18 protein-coding genes are annotated in these 18854 nt (G+C 49.8%); 10 read left to right on the top strand and 8 right to left on the bottom strand.

Features of this window, described 5'->3' with window-relative positions:
* Nucleotides 1-129 precede the first annotated feature (129 nt).
* Nucleotides 130-732, top strand: a complete 603-nt coding sequence (locus tag VIC_RS07240; protein ID WP_039951558.1) for a 3,4-dihydroxy-2-butanone-4-phosphate synthase — start codon at nt 130-132, stop codon at nt 730-732.
* 141 nt (nt 733-873) lie between these two features.
* Here the strand turns inward: VIC_RS07240 and VIC_RS07235 are convergent, their stop codons facing one another.
* The 3 genes from VIC_RS07235 to VIC_RS07225 all read right to left on the bottom strand — a co-directional run bounded on the left by VIC_RS07235 (nt 874) and on the right by VIC_RS07225 (nt 2707).
* Nucleotides 874-1161 carry a hypothetical protein gene (locus VIC_RS07235; RefSeq protein ID WP_157622118.1) on the bottom strand — a complete coding sequence of 96 codons (288 nt, stop codon included), beginning with the start codon at nt 1159-1161 and terminating at the stop codon, nt 874-876.
* A 122-nt stretch (nt 1162-1283) separates the two neighbouring features.
* The gene (locus VIC_RS07230) at nt 1284-1598 is read right to left on the bottom strand and encodes a hypothetical protein (RefSeq protein WP_039951463.1); all 315 of its coding nucleotides are present in this window, start codon (nt 1596-1598) and stop codon (nt 1284-1286) included.
* A gap of 86 nt (nt 1599-1684) precedes the next feature.
* Nucleotides 1685-2707, bottom strand: a complete 1023-nt coding sequence (locus tag VIC_RS07225; protein ID WP_236612157.1) for a tyrosine-type recombinase/integrase — start codon at nt 2705-2707, stop codon at nt 1685-1687.
* Nucleotides 2708-3270: 563 nt separating this feature from the next.
* On the opposite strand from VIC_RS07225, the gene VIC_RS07220 reads away from it, so the two are divergent.
* The 6 genes from VIC_RS07220 (at nt 3271) to VIC_RS07200 (ending at nt 9362) form a co-directional block, all read left to right on the top strand.
* Nucleotides 3271-4950, top strand: a complete 1680-nt coding sequence (locus VIC_RS07220; RefSeq protein ID WP_039951461.1) for a methyl-accepting chemotaxis protein — start codon at nt 3271-3273, stop codon at nt 4948-4950.
* Between the two features lie 112 nt (nt 4951-5062).
* Nucleotides 5063-6163, top strand: coding sequence for an FAD-dependent oxidoreductase (locus tag VIC_RS07215; RefSeq protein ID WP_006958767.1), 1101 nt, complete (start codon nt 5063-5065; stop codon nt 6161-6163).
* 278 nt (nt 6164-6441) lie between these two features.
* Nucleotides 6442-7101 carry an outer membrane beta-barrel protein gene (locus tag VIC_RS07210; RefSeq protein WP_006958766.1) on the top strand — a complete coding sequence of 220 codons (660 nt, stop codon included), beginning with the start codon at nt 6442-6444 and terminating at the stop codon, nt 7099-7101.
* A gap of 143 nt (nt 7102-7244) precedes the next feature.
* Nucleotides 7245-7415 carry a hypothetical protein gene (locus VIC_RS26695; RefSeq protein WP_006958765.1) on the top strand — a complete coding sequence of 57 codons (171 nt, stop codon included), beginning with the start codon at nt 7245-7247 and terminating at the stop codon, nt 7413-7415.
* A 168-nt stretch (nt 7416-7583) separates the two neighbouring features.
* Complete coding sequence (locus VIC_RS07205; RefSeq protein ID WP_039951459.1) at nt 7584-8420, top strand: hypothetical protein; 837 nt, start codon at nt 7584-7586, stop codon at nt 8418-8420.
* Nucleotides 8421-8429: 9 nt separating this feature from the next.
* Entirely contained in the window at nt 8430-9362 is a 933-nt protein-coding gene (locus VIC_RS07200) for a hypothetical protein (protein ID WP_006958763.1), read from the top strand.
* Between the two features lie 898 nt (nt 9363-10260).
* On the opposite strand, the gene VIC_RS07195 is transcribed toward VIC_RS07200, so the two are convergent.
* On the bottom strand, nt 10261-10926 hold the full coding sequence (locus VIC_RS07195) for a hypothetical protein (protein ID WP_039951458.1): 666 nt from the start codon (nt 10924-10926) through the stop codon (nt 10261-10263).
* A 57-nt stretch (nt 10927-10983) separates the two neighbouring features.
* Nucleotides 10984-11892 carry a leukocidin family pore-forming toxin gene (locus VIC_RS07190; RefSeq protein ID WP_006958760.1) on the bottom strand — a complete coding sequence of 303 codons (909 nt, stop codon included), beginning with the start codon at nt 11890-11892 and terminating at the stop codon, nt 10984-10986.
* Nucleotides 11893-13415: 1523 nt separating this feature from the next.
* On the opposite strand from VIC_RS07190, the gene VIC_RS07185 reads away from it, so the two are divergent.
* A complete protein-coding gene (locus VIC_RS07185; protein ID WP_006958759.1) occupies nt 13416-15086 on the top strand; it encodes an SgrR family transcriptional regulator in 1671 nt (556 codons plus the stop codon).
* Nucleotides 15087-15131: 45 nt separating this feature from the next.
* Here VIC_RS07185 and VIC_RS07180 read toward each other — a convergent pair whose 3' ends face one another.
* Nucleotides 15132-15491: a hypothetical protein gene (locus tag VIC_RS07180; protein ID WP_006958758.1), complete on the bottom strand. Its 360-nt coding sequence runs from the start codon at nt 15489-15491 to the stop codon at nt 15132-15134.
* Nucleotides 15492-15616: 125 nt separating this feature from the next.
* A complete protein-coding gene (locus VIC_RS07175; protein WP_006958757.1) occupies nt 15617-15871 on the bottom strand; it encodes a hypothetical protein in 255 nt (84 codons plus the stop codon).
* Nucleotides 15872-16334: 463 nt separating this feature from the next.
* Here VIC_RS07175 and VIC_RS07170 point away from each other — a divergent pair, with 463 nt between their 5' ends.
* Both VIC_RS07170 and VIC_RS07165 read left to right on the top strand, forming a co-directional pair.
* Nucleotides 16335-17306, top strand: coding sequence for a hypothetical protein (locus VIC_RS07170; RefSeq protein ID WP_006958756.1), 972 nt, complete (start codon nt 16335-16337; stop codon nt 17304-17306).
* A gap of 91 nt (nt 17307-17397) precedes the next feature.
* Nucleotides 17398-18465, top strand: coding sequence for a metal-dependent hydrolase (locus VIC_RS07165; protein ID WP_006958755.1), 1068 nt, complete (start codon nt 17398-17400; stop codon nt 18463-18465).
* On the opposite strand, the gene VIC_RS07160 is transcribed toward VIC_RS07165, so the two are convergent.
* A complete protein-coding gene (locus VIC_RS07160) occupies nt 18455-18850 on the bottom strand; it encodes a hypothetical protein (RefSeq protein ID WP_039951455.1) in 396 nt (131 codons plus the stop codon). The two genes, VIC_RS07165 and VIC_RS07160, sit on opposite strands and share 11 nt — an antisense overlap.
* Between the last annotated feature and the right edge of the window lie 4 nt (nt 18851-18854).

Here is an 18854-nt window from a genome sequence, read left to right as displayed (position 1 = left end):
TTAATGCTGTCTAGCGCTAGGCACCGGGTGGATAGCAGATACAATGTCAGAGCGTATCGGCCACGGTCAACAGGGAGCGTCATGGACAGCAATGAGGAACATAGGGCGACGCTTTCGGGTAAGGAGGCAGTGTCGAGAGTGATCGCGGCGGCGGCACAAGGGAGCGGATTCATGGTGTACGATGACCGTGGTGGAAGAGGGACGCTGCTCAACTACCCGGCATCCACGATCAAGCGAGCGCACGTGTCGCAGTTGATGAGCCTAGGCTCTGGGCACGTTTCTGTGGCGGTTGATCAGTCGACGGCGGCGCGGTGCGGATTGCCTCTGATGATGGGCTCGCACCAGAGCACAGCGGGGCCGGCGTTCACGGTGTCAGTCAATGCCAGGTGGGGGCGACATTATGGTGTGAGTGAAGCCGAACGTTGGCAGACGATTCGTGTTCTCGCTAACCCATTATCGAGCAGTTTCGACTTAGTTAAGCCAGGGCATGTCTTTCCCATTTTGGTGGATCCGAATGGTTTGTTGGGTCGCCAAGGCTTGGCAGAGGCGAGCGCCGATTTGGTCCGGTGGGCCAAGCTGCCTCCAATCGTCGCGATGTCGTTGATGACCGATGGGGGTGGGGAGATCATGGCGTTGAAAGAAGTGTGGCAGGTGAGTCAGGCACTGTCGACTCCAGTCGTTGCACTCAGTTCGGTGATTGATTATCGATTGTGGACGGTTATGTCAAGGTAGGTACTCACTTACCTCGCTGTGTTGATTTTTGTGTGGTTAGGGCGTCGCGATCTCCACGTCTGAGTGACGACGTTGTCGTATTATCTGTTGAGTCCGTTAACTGATTTTGTCTCTTGACGGCTTAGGTATACGTTAATCGATTTAAGTTCTTACCTCGACAACGGATTTGTAGCATTTTATCGTTTCTCTTAATGCTTCTTTAAGCTGTAATATTTCACTGTGCAAGTGGCCACTGTCGAGGTGCGTATGGACTTGAGTGGCGGCCGCGTGGAGGCGATACGCTCCGAAACTGTCGGCGCTGCCCTTGAGTATCAGGCAGAGCGCGCGCAATTCCGTTGTGGTGTAGTGTGTGTTTTCGAAGAACGGTTGGTATGAGGTGAGTTCGGCGATAAACAATGTTAACGCTTGCTGTGTGCTGACTGGATCCATCGACGCGCTATGTTGCGCGAGCCAATGTGGATCCATAATGGAGAATTGTCGAGTCGGTGCCGCGTGCTCGAGGGTGGGTGACGAGACTGACTTGGGTGCGTGTTTGTCCATGTGTGTTGGCTTCAATCCTGTTGAATGTATGCGGGTAAACCATGAGCCTGAGATTTGGCAAGTTGGCGCGCTAGGGATTGATACCGTTCAAACGCCTCGTGTCCTAGGACGAGGATATCACGAAAGATCGCGCGCACTTGCTCGGGACTGAGATTGACCTCATGTTTGATTTCTGGCCATCGCTGCTCAAGGAGACTCATGGCTTGTTGGTGTTCCTCTGACGATAAATTCAATGACGTTAAGTAATGTGACCACAACCATTGCAATACGACTTCGCGGTACACGTCGATTGAGGGGGGCATTATGAGGGAGGTCTCAGTCGTCATGGATCATTCCAGGTTAAAAAATATTCACCGAGTCTATCATAATTGATAATAATATTAATATAGTGGAACTCCCTTTTACGTCGGGATCAGCGCTGACGGCGTTTTTGTGCCATGGCGCTGGTATGGGCATGCAGGTGTCGACCGTACCTTAGGACCATTTTTTCTGAGCTCCACCCTCCAGCTTGCATCACTTGGAGGGTCGAATACCCTTCTTGCAACAAATCTTGTGCGGCGCCAACACGTGCGCTATGGCCCGTGTAGCGTGGGCCTGTCTCGTGGTTGAGGGCTCTCCAAGCGCGTTCAAACACCCGGCTGATCAGCTTTTCGGACACCGGGTGATGACCATTGAGTGTGTTATGTGACTCTGGGTTAAGCGCCTTTCCTGAGCGCTTGACCCGTTGAAGTAAGAAACACTGCGGATCGGCATCAATGTTGGGCAATTGCAAATACGCGTGCACTTGGTTGGCGACTTGGGGGGAGATCCAGCGCACATCATCGCGGCCCGAGTGATTGGTCTTGCTGAAAGGAATGGTGATCAGTGCGCTGCCGTCTTGGCAAAATTCGATGTCACCGACTTTCATTTGCTCGAGGTTGTTTTTTCGGAGCAGAGTTTCGTACGCGAGGCTGACGATCATGAGGTCGCGTTGTTGGGTCACGGAACGAGTCGCAGACCAAAGTTCGGTTAGGCGATCCAGATCCGACTCACGAAAGGCAGGGGCTTGCTCAATGCGCTCGCGTTCGCGCACTTTCTGATGAGTGATTTGTGCCATTTGCGCTTTGACATAACGATGAGCACACGGGTTCGGTAGTCCGGAAATAACATGCGTCTTACCAATGGCCCAAAGGTGTACTTTTAAAGTGTTACGGTGTAACTCGTTGCGGCGCTCAATCAAATAACGCTCGACGTCCTGATGACGCGCCGGCAACGCGGGGATACCTTGGTGAGTGCACCATCGGACAAATACATTCCAGGCATTACGCAAGCGTTGCAGTGTCGCGGGTTGCCACTCTCCCTGGCGACGGACAAATTCGTCTTGAAAGTGGCTGATGGCGGATTGGATCGCAGGGTGAGCGCCCGCTTGAGGATCACGTTTGATCGCCTTGCGCACCAGATCGGCAAACTCGTCGGGCTCGAGATGTTCGAGCGGTGGGAAGGGGGTCAAATCCGTCATGCAGTCCTCGCCAATGATCCAATACGTCTGAGAATGGGCGTTCTCAGACCTATTTGATCTATTATATACTGTTGATTAACACAGTATCAAGGCCGCTCTCTGTTCTGTGTGGGGAACACCAGAGGGTTGCTCTCCCACTGGGCCATGCCTGTTTGGGATCGTTCAGGACGAGAGGGCGATCCTATCGCGTGCCCTATGGCATTCGTATCAGACAAAGACCATTAAAATCAGGCGATTAGTGTTCGTTGAGCAGTAGGAAGACCGCTTAATCTCTATATTGACCATACGATTTCTTATTTGACCACTCATTTATTAAGGGTATGAAACAGAGTCAGTTTCTCGCTAAGGTACCGCTTTTGGTTTCGCCGACGTTGGCAGGCCCTTTTCCATACCAGACCCCACATTTTGTGATCCCTATGGTCAGCGTCGCAGAAGAGGCTACCTCCAACCCCAGCCACGACGGCAACCGTCCCCGAGCGTACAAGAAGATGGAGAGATGTATGAGTTTTACGCTGAGCACCCGGACCAAACTTCAATTGTTGACGGTGATCCCTTTACTGTTGATGACCACACTGATCACCCTCGTGTATTACTGGAACGGCAGTCAGGCCCTCAACCAGGAATTGGTGGAGTATCGCCATCAGTTGTTAGACAGTCGCAAAAAAGAGCTTAAAGCGTATTTGATGATGGGCGTGACCGCGGTCAAAGCGTTGCATGATCAGGATGTTTCAGGTGAGCATCAAGCGGAAGCGAAAGCGATTTTGAAGGCGATGCGCTTTGAAAAAGACGGCTATTTTTTTGCGTACGATTCGGCAGGGGTCAATACTCTGCACGCCATTAAGCCATCTCTCGAGGGGAAAAACCTCTATGGGCTGACCGATGACAATGGCGTCGCGGTGATCGCTGGCTTGATCGACGCCGCGAAACAGGGCGATGGGTTTCTGAACTTTTCGTGGCACAAACCGTCGCTGAATACGCAGGCACCAAAGTTGGGTTACGCTGAGTACCTGCCGAATTGGGACTGGGTACTGGGCACGGGGATCTATATTGACGATATTGATCGCCAGGTGGCGGCGTATCAGGTCGAACGTGAGCATCAACTGACGAAAGATACGCAGTGGGCGTTGTGGTTGTCTCTTGGGGGACTGCTCCTGACCATCGCGTTGGTCAGCGTTTTTGTCAATAAAGGGGTGGCGCCTTTGCAGCATGTGGTGACTTCATTGAAAGCGGTCGCGGCTGGGGATGGGGATCTGACGGCCAGGCTGAGTGTGCAAAGCCGCGATGACATAGGTGAGGTGGCTTTGGCGTTTAACGCGTTCATGGACAAACTTCAGCCGATGGTAAGCGCGCTACAGGCGTCGTCCAATGAAGTGATGGCGGCCGGCAGTGAGTTGGAAACGCAGACGGCGCAATCGGCGAAATCCATGCAGGATCACAGTTTGGAAACCGAGAAAATCGTCACCGCAGTGACAGAAATGAGCGCCACGTCGCGTGAAGTGGCCAACAACACGCACGCGACGTCTCAAGCGATCGAGGCGGCGAACACCCAGATCACCGACGCTCAGCAGGAGGTCGCGCAGGCCATCGATGGGATTGGCCGTTTGGTGGCGGACGTCAATACCACCTCCGAAGCGATCGCCGCGCTGAGTGAGCAAACCGAGCGCATCACCCAAGTGCTGCAAGTGATTGGTGAGATCGCTGAACAGACCAATTTGCTGGCGCTCAATGCGGCCATTGAAGCGGCGCGAGCGGGAGAACAAGGTCGTGGCTTCGCAGTGGTGGCGGATGAAGTCCGGTCGCTGGCGAGTCGCACGCAGAACAGTACACAGGAAATTGGTGACATGTTGACGTCACTGCACAATCGAGTTCGCCAAGCGGTGGAGGCGATGGCTTCCAGTCAGCACCGAGGCGAGCAGACCGCGACTGAGTCGGCGCACATCCAAACCAGTTTAACCGCCATTCAGGCGGCGATTGTCACCATCCATGATATGGGGATCCAGACGGCGACAGCGGCGGAGGAACAAAGTGCCGTGGCGGAAGACATCAATCAAAACCTCGTCCGCATTCAGCACATTGTTCACGATCTGAGTGGTTCGGCTCGCGAGTGTGCGGGGGTGAGTGCGCAGTTGGTCAAGTCTGGGCAAAAAATGACCGGTTTTGTTGGCCGCTTTAGCGTCTGACAATGAGGTAGGGCACGTGATGAACGTGCCTTTATAATAAACGCTAATAACTGCCTTTTTGGCGGGCGAGTGCGTAGGGTATGCCCTGTGTCGTCAATGAAGGGGAAGATCCGTGAGCAGAACCACAGCCTCAGCGCCTCATGCGTTGATCATTGGTGCCGGGATCAGCGGCCTGACCACGACCTACTGTCTCCAAGAGCAAGGGTTTCAGTGTACGATCTTGGCCAGTCACATCGTCCCCAATGTCGTCTCCTCGGTCGCCGGTGCGCTATGGGAATGGCCTCCGGCCATCGGTGGTTATCGTGATAACGCGTTGTCACTGACGCGCACGAAACGATGGAGCCTGCGGTCATTACATCGCTTCTTAACGTTACCCGATCCCCGTGCTAGAGGCGTCTTCTTGCGTCCAATGAACGTGTATTTTCGTTGTCCTGTTCACGAACACCATCAGAATGCTGAAAGAATGCGTGACATTCAGCGCCATGTTCCTGGGTTTGTGCACGATCCGACGTTGGCCAAGCAATACGGCGTCTCTCCCTCGTTTGACATCGTGGACGCGTATCAGCATCTGGCCCCGATGATCCAGACGGACGTTTACCTCCACTGGTCGCTCTCTAGCGTTCTCGCTAATGGTGCACGCCTGCGCAAAATGTGGTTGTCGGGTGCTTTGTCGGATGAGCAGGAAAAACTGCGTCAGGTGCATCAAGCGCAAGTGATCGTCAATTGTACGGGGTTGGGCGCGCAAGACGTTGAGGAAGCGGGCATGTATTCGCTTCGAGGGGCGATGGTGAGACTTCGGTGCCGAGGCCGGTCTTCCCGGCGTATGCAGGTGGGTCATTGCCTGGCTCACGACCACATCACGTCAGAGCAAGACAGTGTGTTCATCTACCCTAGGGGCGTGCGGCATGTGGTATTAGGTACCTTAGTGGAGAAAGGCCCTACTGACACGACGTTGCGCCTCGATGAGTACCCGCCTTTACAAGCCATGTATGAACGTTGCATGGCTTTTCTGCCTGCGCTCGCCAACCTGCCGGTTGATCCGGTGGAGCCCCTCCAGATCGGGCTGCGTGCATTTCGACCTTGCAACGTGCGTGTGGAACGGGAGTTGGGTTTCCCGGTTGTCCACAATTACGGGCATGGCGGCATCGGATTTAGTTTATCGTGGGGGTGTGCAGAAGAGGCGGCGGCACACGCGAAAGCGGTGGTCGAATAACCGAAGAACGTCATTATTTAGTGAATACACACTGACCAAGATAAACCATGAATAAAATAGCGAAAATTGTTCATGTTTTCTTTATCAATAGTAATTAATTTTCTCCTTGTTATTGATGTAAAATACCGAGTGAAAAATAGAGTCCTTCTATTTTAATTCTTTCCAAATGTCTTTCTATATTTATTGATTTTAGTTTTCCTGCCTTTTTTATTCAAGAAATTGGAACGTTTGGATTGGTGATAATACGTATTTATTCAAGAATAAAGAGGTTGTAAATAATGAATAAGATGACTCGGTTAGTGATGCCTTTGCTTTGTTTTTCGTTGCCAGTGAGTGCTCAAGATTGGTCTGATGGCTGGTATGTCGGGGTCGATTTTGCGCAATCGACGGTTGATTGGCAATCCGATTACGATCAAGTGAAAGGGGTATTGATTGATACCCGCTTGGACGATGAGATGAGTGGTTTTTCACTGAACGTTGGCAAACGCATGACGTCGTGGTTGTCACTGGAAGCCAACTACGGGCGGGTGACGTCGGATGTGATGTCAGAGATCCGTTCACTCGGCGTCTTAGGTCTGGAATCGTATGTGGCTTTGTATGAGCAAGACACGCTGTCAATTGGCGCCAAGTTCATCTATGAAGCGCCTTACCAGTTTACCTTCTATGCCAAACCATCACTCGACTACACCAAAACGAGAACCGACTTTAATGCGAGCCAGACACTGGGGCTGGCGTCTGGGAAAATCGAGATCAACGAGTCAAAAACCGCAACGGCGCTCGGCTTGGAATTCGGGAGCGAATGGTTTGTGACCGACCAGTATGCGATTCATGTCGCGTACAAGCGTCAGTTTGATGGGATGACCGCCGTGACTGCTCTGCGTGAAGAGATTGAGTTTGATCTCGACACAATAAAGCTAGGGTTGAACTACTACTTCTAGTCTGGGTGTTCCAGCCGTGAGTCCATCACGGCCCTGCGTAGCCGATGCCCTCTTTGTTACCGTCAAGTTTCCTTCATCATAGACGTTCCACCTTGGGGCATGAACAATGACACGCGTAATCGTGCCCCGAGTGTGATTTTTGAATGAGCGGTAAACTGGCTAAGCGCATTAGTGGGTGCCTGTGTGGCTTGGGCAAGATAGTGGCAAGTTCGAATGGTAAATCGGTGATTGATGATCCACCGCAGATTGAGTGTCATTACATTGAGGCACAGGGCCTTTGGAAAATCATCAAGTGGGATTACTTAGAAAGATGATGAAATTGAAAAGTGACTTTGTATTTCCAATATTCATTTTGTTAAATATAGAAGATCACGATTGTGCAAAATATTTTACTAATCGAATGATCATGAATTATTGCTTTTAAGAACCCTGCTCGAACATTAAGCATAATCATTTTTAGCCGTATTATTGCGGTCTCGAACGTGGCGATGGTATTTGTAGCGATTGGCGATGGCTATGATGACTGGAAGAGCGGGAATACGGGCTCCTTAGCGGGTAATATCTCGATTGGGTTAGGGTCGGCTATCTTTGCTTATGGCGCGGTATACTACGCAATTACAGGTGTAGCGATTGCTCTAACGTGGGGAATTGCCGCGTTCGTGCTCATTGTTGCAGGCGGTGTATTATCATGGATTTACGGTAAAGGGGCTTTTGAGAACTTGCTATTCCGATGCTTTTGGGGAAAAAGCGATGATTATTCGTTTTGGTATTTTACTAAATCGAATAAATCCGACATCGAAAAACGACTAAAACTGGCAAAGCTTACTGTAGACGATCCACTGTATCAAAAAGCCTTAGAAATTGAAGTGCAGGAGTTTATGAACTTCCTCATGCAACCTTCAGTCTCAATTTCAAACACTGGTGATTTTTTTAGCAAAAAAGAGACACGTACCTACAAGTTTGTCTTGCCAAATTTTGTCTGGAAAGTATCTGAGCTCGCGGGATCAATTCAGAAAACCAAGCTAGATATGCTGCAATCTATTCAAAATATAAAAGAAGTTTCGACTCTTGATGAGTCTGAAACTAAAGTGTTCACAAAAGCTCTAGAAGCTGCGTTAAGCGATACTGCAAATCTGGACTTTAAAAATGGGGCTTTGCACCTAAGCGTTGAAGTCGAACTGGACGAAGATTCAGAATTACACTGGTGCTATCAACCCACGCCAGATGTGGTAGTGCCAAAACGTATGTTAACCTCCGATGGAAAAATCAAAAAAACCTATATTGGTATGAGAAATGATGAGCCTATGGGCGATTTATAAGGACTTATGATGCAAAGAACAGATTCCAAGAGCCCTTGGTGGAAAAGACGTCATGCTCAGCGATTGGTTAATTGGCGCGAGCAATTTGAAAGCACAATAGAGTTGGATGCTTATCCAGACCCAGGAGAACCTATAATGTCAGTCAATGACAACGTCCTCTCCATTCGAAATGCATCACACAATATACGCTCTGTGTATTTTTTACCCTGGGTTATAGGTTTATGGTTATGCTCATTCTGGCTTTACAACGACATTAAGCCTGGTGAGATAGAGACTAACTATGCTCTACATCGAATGGAAATCATTGATGCTGGAGGTCGAAGTGCTGGACCGAACGAATATAAACTTCACTCAACAATGCTGGGTACAAACGGTAAAGTTCAGTGGCCAAGTTACATCAAAGCCATAATGATGTACGGAGACAAGAGTGATAAAAAGCATTTGATACAGACGCTAACGATTGTGAGTGTAGTCGCCATTATCACCGTCTTGTTTACTTTACTACTCATCCGCTTTCCCCGTCTAGCTGAAATCTATTTTGATCGACAACGTAGGATTGTTTACACATGGCGGTTTGGCAAAATGGCCGCGTGTCGATTTGAAAACTTAGGTTTTCGTGAAGACAAAATCGGTCTCACACTCTTTCTCTATGGTGAAAGTAAAAAGCATGAAAGTGGCTATTGGCCTGCGCTATATGGGCTTCAGCCCACAGGCAAAGCACATATGAACAGTGAAGATGATAACACTTTTCTGATGGCACAATTATTCGCATTTATGGATCAAGGCAAGCAGGCGGTAATTACAGAAGAGCAGTTTCAGCGTGCTCAGCCAAAAACCTATTTATTTCAGGACAACAAGCCTAAAAACTTTGAAAAAAGGCTAGAGGCCATCCTAGAACGTGAACATCAACTGCCAGAGATTTATGCTGAGCAGACATTTTAAGGGTAGAAAAGTGGGTAACTGTCAGCTTTTTCTATGTCACTTAGTTCGAACTTGATTGCAAAGGTGACGGGAAAGTGAAGAAGTATGGTGTGGGTGGCAAACACACGAGATGGCGGTCACTGCCGCTTGCCTTATAGGTTGCCGAGTTTGCTCATTATGAAGCAAACCCGATCCTCGGCTTATTCCCTACCATAGCGAACGAAATGTTGGTGATTATATGGTTTTACAGGCTTCAGGTTGTTTACCCCAGTGCAACAAAATCACGCATCATCGATCGTCTAGAGCATCAAAACTGTAAGGCTGGCACCGTGAGAAACGGTTGTGATGCCAACCGCTCTTAGTCAGGATGGACTGTCTGAGGCGAAACATCTTACTGTTTGGGCCAAACCATCGTCGTGGACGCCGAGAAAATAGAGTGGACAGCGCAAGGCATGAGGTGGGCTCTTGGCTCTAGCGATGATTACTGTTGAGATAAGTTACAGCAAAGGTTACCTCGATACATTGGCATCAGGAAGGCGTGGTGACCGCCAATCCCCCCATATGGTTGGGTAAAGGTGTCTAATCTCTGGCGATGCATGGCGATGTTAAATAGGTTAGCGAAACGAAAACGGCAGTGAAACAACGCCAATGCTTGCTCGACATCATCCGTGGCGCAAGTGTTCCTATGAGCCTTCTCGCCGTTCGGTCACTGACTGCCCTTGATCATGCTTTCGTACTCTATCAATAACGGAGTCGTCGAAGGAGTGGGCACGAAACGTACGCGATCGGATCCATTGTGGGCGACGTATGCGCAGCTAACCATTGATTCTCGATTAATGGACGGGATGATTAGCATGTGGTCCTCCAAATCTTCAATGGACCCCCTCTGCCCAGCAAGGAGCGCAAGGGGGAGGGACTGCTAACCATCGAGCGACGGGGTGGTGATCTCCTGCTGTTGCGCTTTGAGCAGCGTCACGGCACGCTGGATGTCATTCAGCCACTGTGTGTCTTCAGTGTCGCCTTGCTCGAGTGGTAACACCAGATAGTGGATGCCACCCTGAGGGTGTGCCACTCCAGTGGCGAGGATCACATCCCCCGCCGCTGCGGTACCGAAAAACTCCGACACCACTTGGCTTTCAGTCAGTCCATAGCTGTCGAGGTAGGTCGAGTCGCTGTTGTCAAACATCAACACCTGCCCACTTTGCGCCAATTCAAGGATCGCTTGTCGCTGACTGTCGTCGAATGGCACATCTTCTGTACTGACGTATCGAATGTCTTCGTTTTCAATAAAGTCATAGAGCGAGTTGCTCAGCTCATTGAGGGGAGGCGAGATCCAAGTCTCGGGCTCAGAGGTAGCCGCTTGGCTGATCTGAGCGGTTGGGGCTGCACTCATAGGCTCTGCCGGTGGAATAGGCAGTGCATGCGCCGCTGTCGTGTCAGAGCGCGAGACCATCTCATATTGAGCCACCTCGAGTGAGATCGCGGGAGAGGGCGGCGGGGAGGTTAGGGGGCGCCACAGTATCATCGCAGCAGTGATCAGCGCCGACAGGCCGAGCAGAGAAAGGGTTTGGCGTAGGTTAAGCATAGTGGGCACCTAAAGGAGTTAGGCTCGTACCGGGTGGCCCCGGTACGAGCAGTCAGATCAATGATACAGGGCATCATTCCATGCAATGGTTACGGTGCGGTCTGCTTGCGTCCAACTGTGACGGTCACGTTGGTTCTTCCACGTAAAGTTGGTGTAGTACGTACACCAATCTTTACCGAAGTAGTAGTCCGTTTTACGCCAGGCCGCCGTGAGCTTGATGTCGGTGGTATTTTGGCCGTCGTCGATGTTGCGTTTGCTGTAGACGGCCCCGACTTGCGGCTTAAAGTCAGATCGCATCACGACGGGGAGTTCGTTGTAGTCGATCAGGTTGTTGCCACAATTGGTCCAACGATAGAGTAGCCAGTCTTTGGCGGGGGAGTTATGTCGGATGGTTTGGTTCTCTATCATCCACGTGACGCTTTCATTGTTTTGATCAAAATCCGCGACCGTTTGAAACTCGGGTTGATCGTAGGTGACACGATTACTCCATGATACCCCCGCGTTAATGGACGGTGAGCTTGAGCCAGTCACGCCTAAATTGTATTCCAACGATTCGCTGACCGAGGCGCTGGCGATAGTGTTTTCAGGGGCATGATTGATATGGCGAAGCGGCGAGCCGCTGGCGTAACTCAACGCCAACTTAAACGCGGTGGGGACGGTGTAGCGGAAGTCGCCCCCTGTGGCGAAGCCGTAGGTTTGGGTCTTATTGGGGACATGGGTCATGTCAAATCCCGAGCCACCTTTTAAGATCAGCCGAGCTTCTTTGTGTTGCTGAGGGATGGACGATTGATTCCAGACGTTTTCAAGCGAATAGATCAGTCGAATTTTTTTGTTGCGTGCGTCACTGTCGTCGAGTTGGTACAAAGACGAGGTGTAGGCTTTGAGCGTATCAGCGGCTTGAGCTGGGGCCATGGAGGCAGCGATGGCCAGCGTCAGCGTGCTGAGGAAAGCGATTTTTCTTTTCATTATGTCTTCCTATCAAAAAGCACATTCAAACGTTTATTAAGAATGTCTAATTAAGCTTTATTGAACATTAAGCCGAGTTAAATATATCGATAAACTTTGCGTGTTTACCGGATGAAAATAGTGATTGCCATGAACGACGATGAAAAACACTATCATTTCGGATAGTGCGAAATAGAATTTATAAAATAAATGCAATATCGCTCACTCTGTGACCTTAATTACAAAAATAGTGATTATTTTTTATTCTGATCCGTCACCTTAAAAATGTGTTTTAAATATGATTCATCCGATGTTGTAAAAATGAGAAAATAAAATAATTATAAAAAACAATATCTTAATAAGTGTTTTGATGGGTTTTAACTCTTATTCTCATTTATTGGATTATCCTAGTATCGCGTGATGTCATAATTTACGGCATGGTGTAAAAATAATAGAGTTGGTGCCTATTTGTGATATTAGTTCAAAAATAAAATCATTGGGCCACTCCTTATACGGCCCTATTTATTGCTTACTGTTTGATTATATTTTTATTTCTAGTGGCATCTTTAGCGGTCATTTTTGATGGGATGACACTGTCTTCTTGTATTTTATCTGCATGTATAGAGAGTGATCTCGTTGAGTGTCAAGCGATGAAACCGGTTGCCTAGTGGGCGAACAGGGGGCTGAAACATGATATAGGAAGTCGAGCGATGAAAATATGCATGGTTTATTCGTCTCATTTTTGATAATGCCATCAAATAATCAAGAGTAGCGCTTCAATAAGAGAAAAAAGACTATTTAGCGTTGGTTTTTATACTTTCCTGGTCGTGTTCATGGGTAGACCTGTGCCGAGTCAATATTATTCCCAATAATTAGGCCTAAAACACTACCTAATAAGGGGTAGGGTCGATACGTTTCGATGACCATAATACGGATTTGAGTCATTCGATTACATGAGGTTATCATCTATTACTTATTGTTATTTAACGTGTTAATTACAATTTTATCCTTGTTAAAGACAGTGAGATTAAAAGAGGTTGTCGCCTTGATTATCTTTATTTTTCCAGCAGTTTAAAGGGCCGGATAAGCGCTGATTGTCTTATTTCTCTTCGTAAAATAGGACAAAGTTTTTGCAAATATGATCTTATTTTATGAAGAAAAATAGAAAGCATGCAAAATTTTAAAATTTTATTTCATGTTTTCTTTTTGTTTTATTTTTAACACTGGTCGGAGTGGATGTAATTTAATATCTCACTATTATTTCACACCCCGAAAATAATGATTTTCACCATTCAGGTGACAACGCCTTGCGATCGCGTTGTGATGACGCGACCAAGAGCATCTCATGGCCCCGATACACCGAGGCCGTGAATCGATTGAGAGCGGGCGCATTTGCCTGCTTATGGGCACACCGCAACCGGACACCCTGGAGGTGAAGAGCGCAGGCTATACTCAATGCAGTAGGCCCAACTCATTGGTGAACAAGGACGCAGCGACACTTTCGGCAAAGGGATCATGCTGTCTTGAAAGTAGAGAGAGGGGTTATGGCGGAAGGTACAATCCGACGACTAGACCAACTATTAAAAACGTATGATTGTCATCAAACCTATCAAGTCCGAGTGGAAGACTTAGAAACGGTACTGGCGACGTCACGCCGTAACGTGGCGCTGATCGTGAATCGCCTCGTCGAATGTGACTGGATCGTGTGGCAACCTGCCGTTGGGCGAGGTCAATGCAGCACACTCAAGATCCGTGTCTCCTTGTACGACGCCGTGTATCAGACCATTTTTGATGAATTAAAGGACGAGCGGTTCGAGCTGATTTCAAAGCTGATTGCTCAGTATCGGGATGTGGCCGTTAAAGCCTTGGCCCAAGCCATGGAAGTGGCGTCGATGCAGTATCAATCGGAAGACAAGATCTTGATCACTCAATACCCTTGGGTCGACCAACTGTGTCCAAGGACCACATTTCGTCAATCGGAGCTGCAAATCATCCGCAGTGTCTACGACACCTTGTTTAAAATCGATGCCCAGGGTCAACTGCGTACTCATCTATTAAGAGACTATCGCTTTGAAGGGGGCAAGCTCACCATGTGGCTCAGACCGGATGTCTATCGCCACGATGGTCAATTGTTGACGGTCGAAGATGTCATCTACAGTTTGCGTCAGCTGAAAACCGTGTGTGGCCCAGTGCGTCACTTGTATTCAGACATCCGGTATATTGAAGCGGGGCCAGAGCCCTTTTGTATTGAGTTGGGGTTAGCCACAAACAACCCGTTATTTTTGTATACGTTGTGTACACCGAGTGCTGCCATCACGTGCCGAGATGTGATGGAGTTTGGTCCAAGGCGTGTGGCACCCATCGGGACAGGGCCGTTTTTCATTCACCACTGGGACCGTTCTGGTCTGCAGTTATCCAAACATTTGAGTTATTTTGGCAAGAGCGCGTTGGTGGAATCGGTCGTGCTGCGCCACGATGGCGATATTTTGACGGAAGGCATGAGTTATAACATCGTCGATTCGGACTGTGAAATCCATCAGCTTCAATCCATGTCTTACCTGACCGTACACGAACGTTGTCATGATCGTTTGTCGGGCGAGGAGTGGGAAGCATTGCTGACGTATATCGAGGCTGAACGCCAACGTTTGGCTGAATGGCCGATGAATCCCATGAGGTTACCGGGCGCTGAACGATTGTCAGCGCACTCAGCCCCATGCCCGTCGCTTTCAGGGACGTTCACGTTGGCCCACCCAAAATGGACGTTGCCGTATCTGTCGGCGACATGTCGCTGGTTGTGTGAGGTGCTGACGCAGGCTGGGCTTACGGTCAAGACGATTGAGTTGACCGACGTCAGCAGCCCGGAGTCGGTGAGTGACCGGGCAGATTTTCTGTTTTTGGAAGAGGTATTTGAATCCCCGTACCATTATGGGGTCTATGAATGGCTGTTGACCGCCTCAGGGCTGAGGTTTGCGTGGGACGATACGCGTCTGTCTCAGCATGTTGCTGCGGTGCATCAGCGACTCGGCAGTGCCTCGTCTGAGACGATACAGATGTCGTTGCTCGACACTTTGGCGACGCTGCGTAAGCAACGGTCGATTGTACCGTTGTTTTATGGCATTGAAACGGTCAGTGCCGCTCGGCACATTAAGGGCATTCAGGTGAATGCGTCGGGGTACAGTGATTTCTACAAATTGTGGGTGAGCCACGCTCGCTGATGTCAAACCACAAAAAAAGAGGCCGATTGGCCTCTTTTTTTGTGGTTAAAACCAGCGTTTCGCGTAGTCACCATTGAGCTGCATGATGGTATCAAATTCCGGCGTTTGTCGGAGAAACTGGCTATATAACTCGTCTCGATAGCGTCGCTGCTTGTCCTCATCCATATGATGATAGTGAGTGAGTGCTTCGGCTGCCTGGATTGGGTCGGTGGAATAATTGCGGCTTAAGGCTGCAATCACCGTTTTGGCTTGGTTGGTCTCCAAGCTCAGGTTAAGGCCTTTCGCTTGCTGGACCAGGGTCTTGGCGACCGTTTCTCGCTCTAGCTTATCGATTTTCTCTTGTAGTTCGGCTTTGTCGTAGGTGACGCCCAGTTTGTCGAGCGTTGAAAATAAATCGTGATACATGGGGTGTCCTTCTGGCATGGCTCCTCCACGGCGACGTCGCCTCAGATGAGCGGGGTAGGTTAGGGGGAAGTGACGCAATGTCATCAAGGGCAGTGGCGCTCACTGCATCACTTCCAAGGTGGGCATTACGCTTGGGTTAAGGAGTCCAGCAACGCGTCTGAAATCTGTATGTGTAACGCTTGGTATTCTTGTGTCGTTCTCAGAGCCTGAATCAGTCCCCAAGACTGGTTGATAAAGATGGAGGCAAGCAAGGTGCCAAGGTTGTTTTCATGCGCCTTGCACATGACAGCGGCCGCCATACAAGTGATGACGTTGTCGTCTGTGGTGTTGAGTTCAAGCAGTTTGGCACAGCGTATGACTTCGTGGATACGTTCATTCATCGCTCAGTGTCGCACTCCGGATTTAGGATTATCGGTTGTCGTCAGGCAGATCGGCATCGGGTGTCTCCTCATGAGTGGGTCAGGGTGTCGTCATCCCAGAAGAGGACGACAATTTTGTGATCGAGATCGTATATGAAATGCCGTATTTAAATAATGTAAAAAATTGCTACAACTCTTCATATTTATACTTATTTATTCATGTTGGTGATGGTTGATAGCGAGGTGCGGATGGCATGAGGCCAGCCGTATCGACAAGTCAAGCCAGAAACCATGCACAAAGACGGGTCCCCTTCTGCCTGTTTTACGCCGGATTTTCTCTCTACACTGACGGGTTTGCGCGCACACGGCGTCGGTCGACGCTCATGACGTCTTTCATCCTGCGTTCTTCCGAGCGTTAAGGTGCGCCTCGAAGTGGTCGCCTTGATGGGTGTTGTGCGGTATTTCCAATTGAATTGAGAGCATCATGCCAAATCTATTAAAAGAAAAATGGTCCCCGGAAGGAAAAGTCTTTTACCAAGCCCATTCTGCCCATGCCCACCCTCGCGCCGGTTTAATGGTTCAGCAACCCGTGCCGTTGAGTTTTATCAAGATGTCGCGTTACGATGTCTCCGTATCCGACATTGTGATGACCGGACCTTTGGCCAAGATTGTTGAGGCGCTTCACGCCATTTCACTGAGAAGTCAGTCGATATACACCACTGAGCGGCATCAAACGATCAAAGTCTGGTTTAACCGCCATGACAAAAAAATCGAGAAAGCGGCGCTGCATCCAATGGCGGAAGCCATGCTTCACAACGTGTCTTTTTTGGCGTTAAAGGGGATAGGCGTCGGTCTCGGCACGACGGTGACTGATCTGTTGAGAGGGGTTGGGGTCGACAATGTGCCGATCCGGATCGGCATTGACAGCGTGCTGGGTGACCATGGCCTTGGGGAGCCGTTTAAGCAAACACTGCTTGAGACATCGGTGTTTGAACTCATGAGTCAGCCGATCGATCTGCTGTTTAAGAAGGTGTGGCAGAAGCACCTGAAGTCACAGCACTCCTCTCCGCTCAAGTCGGAGCTGCAAGGTAAAGCGGCCTTACTGAAGCTCAAGGCCGTGCTAGATAAACACATTAAACCCTTACTTAAGCCGCATGCGCTGGACGTTGGGGTCGACGTGAACATCAGCAGCCAACCCTATTGCATGCCGAAAGGCTGGAAAAATACGGCGTTGGCACCGTTGTTTACTCGAGTCAAAGCGCGGGCGTCGTTGCTGACGGCCGATGACTACATTGTGCGGGTGGGCAGCAGTTTCAATGCCCATCATGCTGGATTTGTGGTGGATCTGGATACACACACCATTGATATTGATGAATTGGTGTATTTTCTCTCGTATTACGAAGAGAACAAAGCGTTGGTGAACTGCTTCTTAATGTCGGGACTTGACGAGTTATAACGGTTCGCTGGTGAACGGGTATTTGACAGTGTTGAATTGAGGCTTTAGGTTTTCGTGCAGTGCTGAGCGAGAAACAAGGAGAAGGTTTGTCATGGATTCAGTGACTCAAGCGGCGCTAGGTGCCACGGTCGCAGGGGCTATCGCTGGTAAGCGATGTCGCCCGTCGGTGTTGTTGGTGGGGGCCTTGTTAGGCACCTTACCCGATTTGGATGTGTTACTCGATTATGGTGACGCGGTTCATAATACCATCAAACACCGAGGGTTTAGCCATTCTTTGTTACTGTTGCCTCCGTTGGCACTGATGCTTGCCTGGTGCTACTGTCGCTGGCGACCGGACCGTTACTGGTCGTTATCACGTGTGTTCTTTCTGACGCTGGCTGTCTTGGTGACGCATCCGCTGTTGGATGCAATGACGACGTACGGTACCCAATTGTTCTGGCCATTTGACGGTTACTATGAGTTGCGCAATGTCTTCATCATCGATCCTCTGTACACCCTGCCCTTATTGATAGCGGTGGGCGTGGCACTGTGTTTACCGAGCCACGGCGGACGGTGGTCCCAGCGTATGCTTTTGCTCTCGACGTTGTATCTAGGGTGGGGTTACCTCTCTCAGCAGTGGGTCGCGACCCGTGTATCGGACAATTTAGCCCGTCAAGGGTTGCCGAATGAGCACGTTTTGATCACCCCGACGCCGTTCAACACATTGTTGTGGCGTGTGGTGGTGATGGACGAAGATCGATATTGGGAGGGATTTGCGTCTGTGCTGGATCAGGAGGCGCGGGTCGACTTTGTGGCGCGTCCTTTGGGGAAATGGCCGTTGGATGTGAAGCCAGAGACATTGCTGGGTTTGGAGGCCTTTTCCCACCGCTTTCTCAATTATCGTCAGGAGGCTCACCACTTGATTGTGTCCGACTTGCGCTTGGGGATCGCGGATCAATTGTCGTTCGAATTTGTCTTCGCAGAGCGGAGCCCGCAAGGGGATTGGCAATTGCTTGACACCACGTGGCGTTACCCATCATCCCGCGATTACGCCTTATTGGGCCCTTTGTGGCAACGGTTGCAAGGGGATCAATCCATCCATGTCGACTTGCCATCGTCGACCAATGAAGCGGCGTCGCGATGGCCACGGCTGAGTGAAGATCGAGGCGTCAACTTGTGAATGACGAGTTGGCGGGATCGCTAAGTGGGATGACATTGTTGTGATACCGCTGCGCGAGCTTGGGGGGATATGGCAAGGTTTTGAGCGCACCATCGAATAAGACCACGTAGTATTCATCCCATTTTCTGATACCGACCACGCAGGTGTGGGGACCCCATTGGGTCCATGTGCGTCCATCATCGGCACTAAAACAGGTAAAACCCAACAGTTTAACGCGTTGCATGAAATCGCATTCCCGAGCGTCGATGAAGCCCATGAACGTCGCGAAGTGTTCATTGCCATTGCGCAGCAATGCCGGGATCGCAATCCTTTTTCCTATCTGGTTGAGGCCATAGTGGTTGAGTGTGACACCGACGTGACTGCGGACAAAGCGGATTTTTTTCATCACG

Source organism: Vibrio coralliilyticus ATCC BAA-450 (assembly GCF_000176135.1).
Taxonomy (GTDB): Bacteria; Pseudomonadota; Gammaproteobacteria; order Enterobacterales; family Vibrionaceae; genus Vibrio; species Vibrio coralliilyticus.
This window is presented reverse-complemented; position numbering and strand designations above follow the sequence as displayed.

Bases quoted from the DNA above. Each gene is read 5' to 3' on its own strand.
- VIC_RS07180 (WP_006958758.1), bottom strand. From the start codon at position 15,491: ATGTATCACGATTTATTTTCAACGCTCGACAAACTGGGCGTCACCTAC.
- VIC_RS07190 (WP_006958760.1), bottom strand. From the start codon at position 11,892: ATGAAAAGAAAAATCGCTTTCCTCAGCACGCTGACGCTGGCCATCGCT.
- VIC_RS07195 (WP_039951458.1), bottom strand. From the start codon at position 10,926: ATGCTTAACCTACGCCAAACCCTTTCTCTGCTCGGCCTGTCGGCGCTG.
- VIC_RS07200 (WP_006958763.1), top strand. From the start codon at position 8,430: ATGCAAAGAACAGATTCCAAGAGCCCTTGGTGGAAAAGACGTCATGCT.
- VIC_RS26695 (WP_006958765.1), top strand. From the start codon at position 7,245: ATGAGCGGTAAACTGGCTAAGCGCATTAGTGGGTGCCTGTGTGGCTTG.
- VIC_RS07235 (WP_157622118.1), bottom strand. From the start codon at position 1,161: ATGGATCCAGTCAGCACACAGCAAGCGTTAACATTGTTTATCGCCGAA.
- VIC_RS07160 (WP_039951455.1), bottom strand. From the start codon at position 18,850: ATGAAAAAAATCCGCTTTGTCCGCAGTCACGTCGGTGTCACACTCAAC.
- VIC_RS07220 (WP_039951461.1), top strand. From the start codon at position 3,271: ATGAGTTTTACGCTGAGCACCCGGACCAAACTTCAATTGTTGACGGTG.
- VIC_RS07175 (WP_006958757.1), bottom strand. From the start codon at position 15,871: ATGAATGAACGTATCCACGAAGTCATACGCTGTGCCAAACTGCTTGAA.
- VIC_RS07230 (WP_039951463.1), bottom strand. From the start codon at position 1,598: ATGACGACTGAGACCTCCCTCATAATGCCCCCCTCAATCGACGTGTAC.
- VIC_RS07170 (WP_006958756.1), top strand. From the start codon at position 16,335: ATGCCAAATCTATTAAAAGAAAAATGGTCCCCGGAAGGAAAAGTCTTT.
- VIC_RS07210 (WP_006958766.1), top strand. From the start codon at position 6,442: ATGAATAAGATGACTCGGTTAGTGATGCCTTTGCTTTGTTTTTCGTTG.
- VIC_RS07165 (WP_006958755.1), top strand. From the start codon at position 17,398: ATGGATTCAGTGACTCAAGCGGCGCTAGGTGCCACGGTCGCAGGGGCT.
- VIC_RS07185 (WP_006958759.1), top strand. From the start codon at position 13,416: ATGGCGGAAGGTACAATCCGACGACTAGACCAACTATTAAAAACGTAT.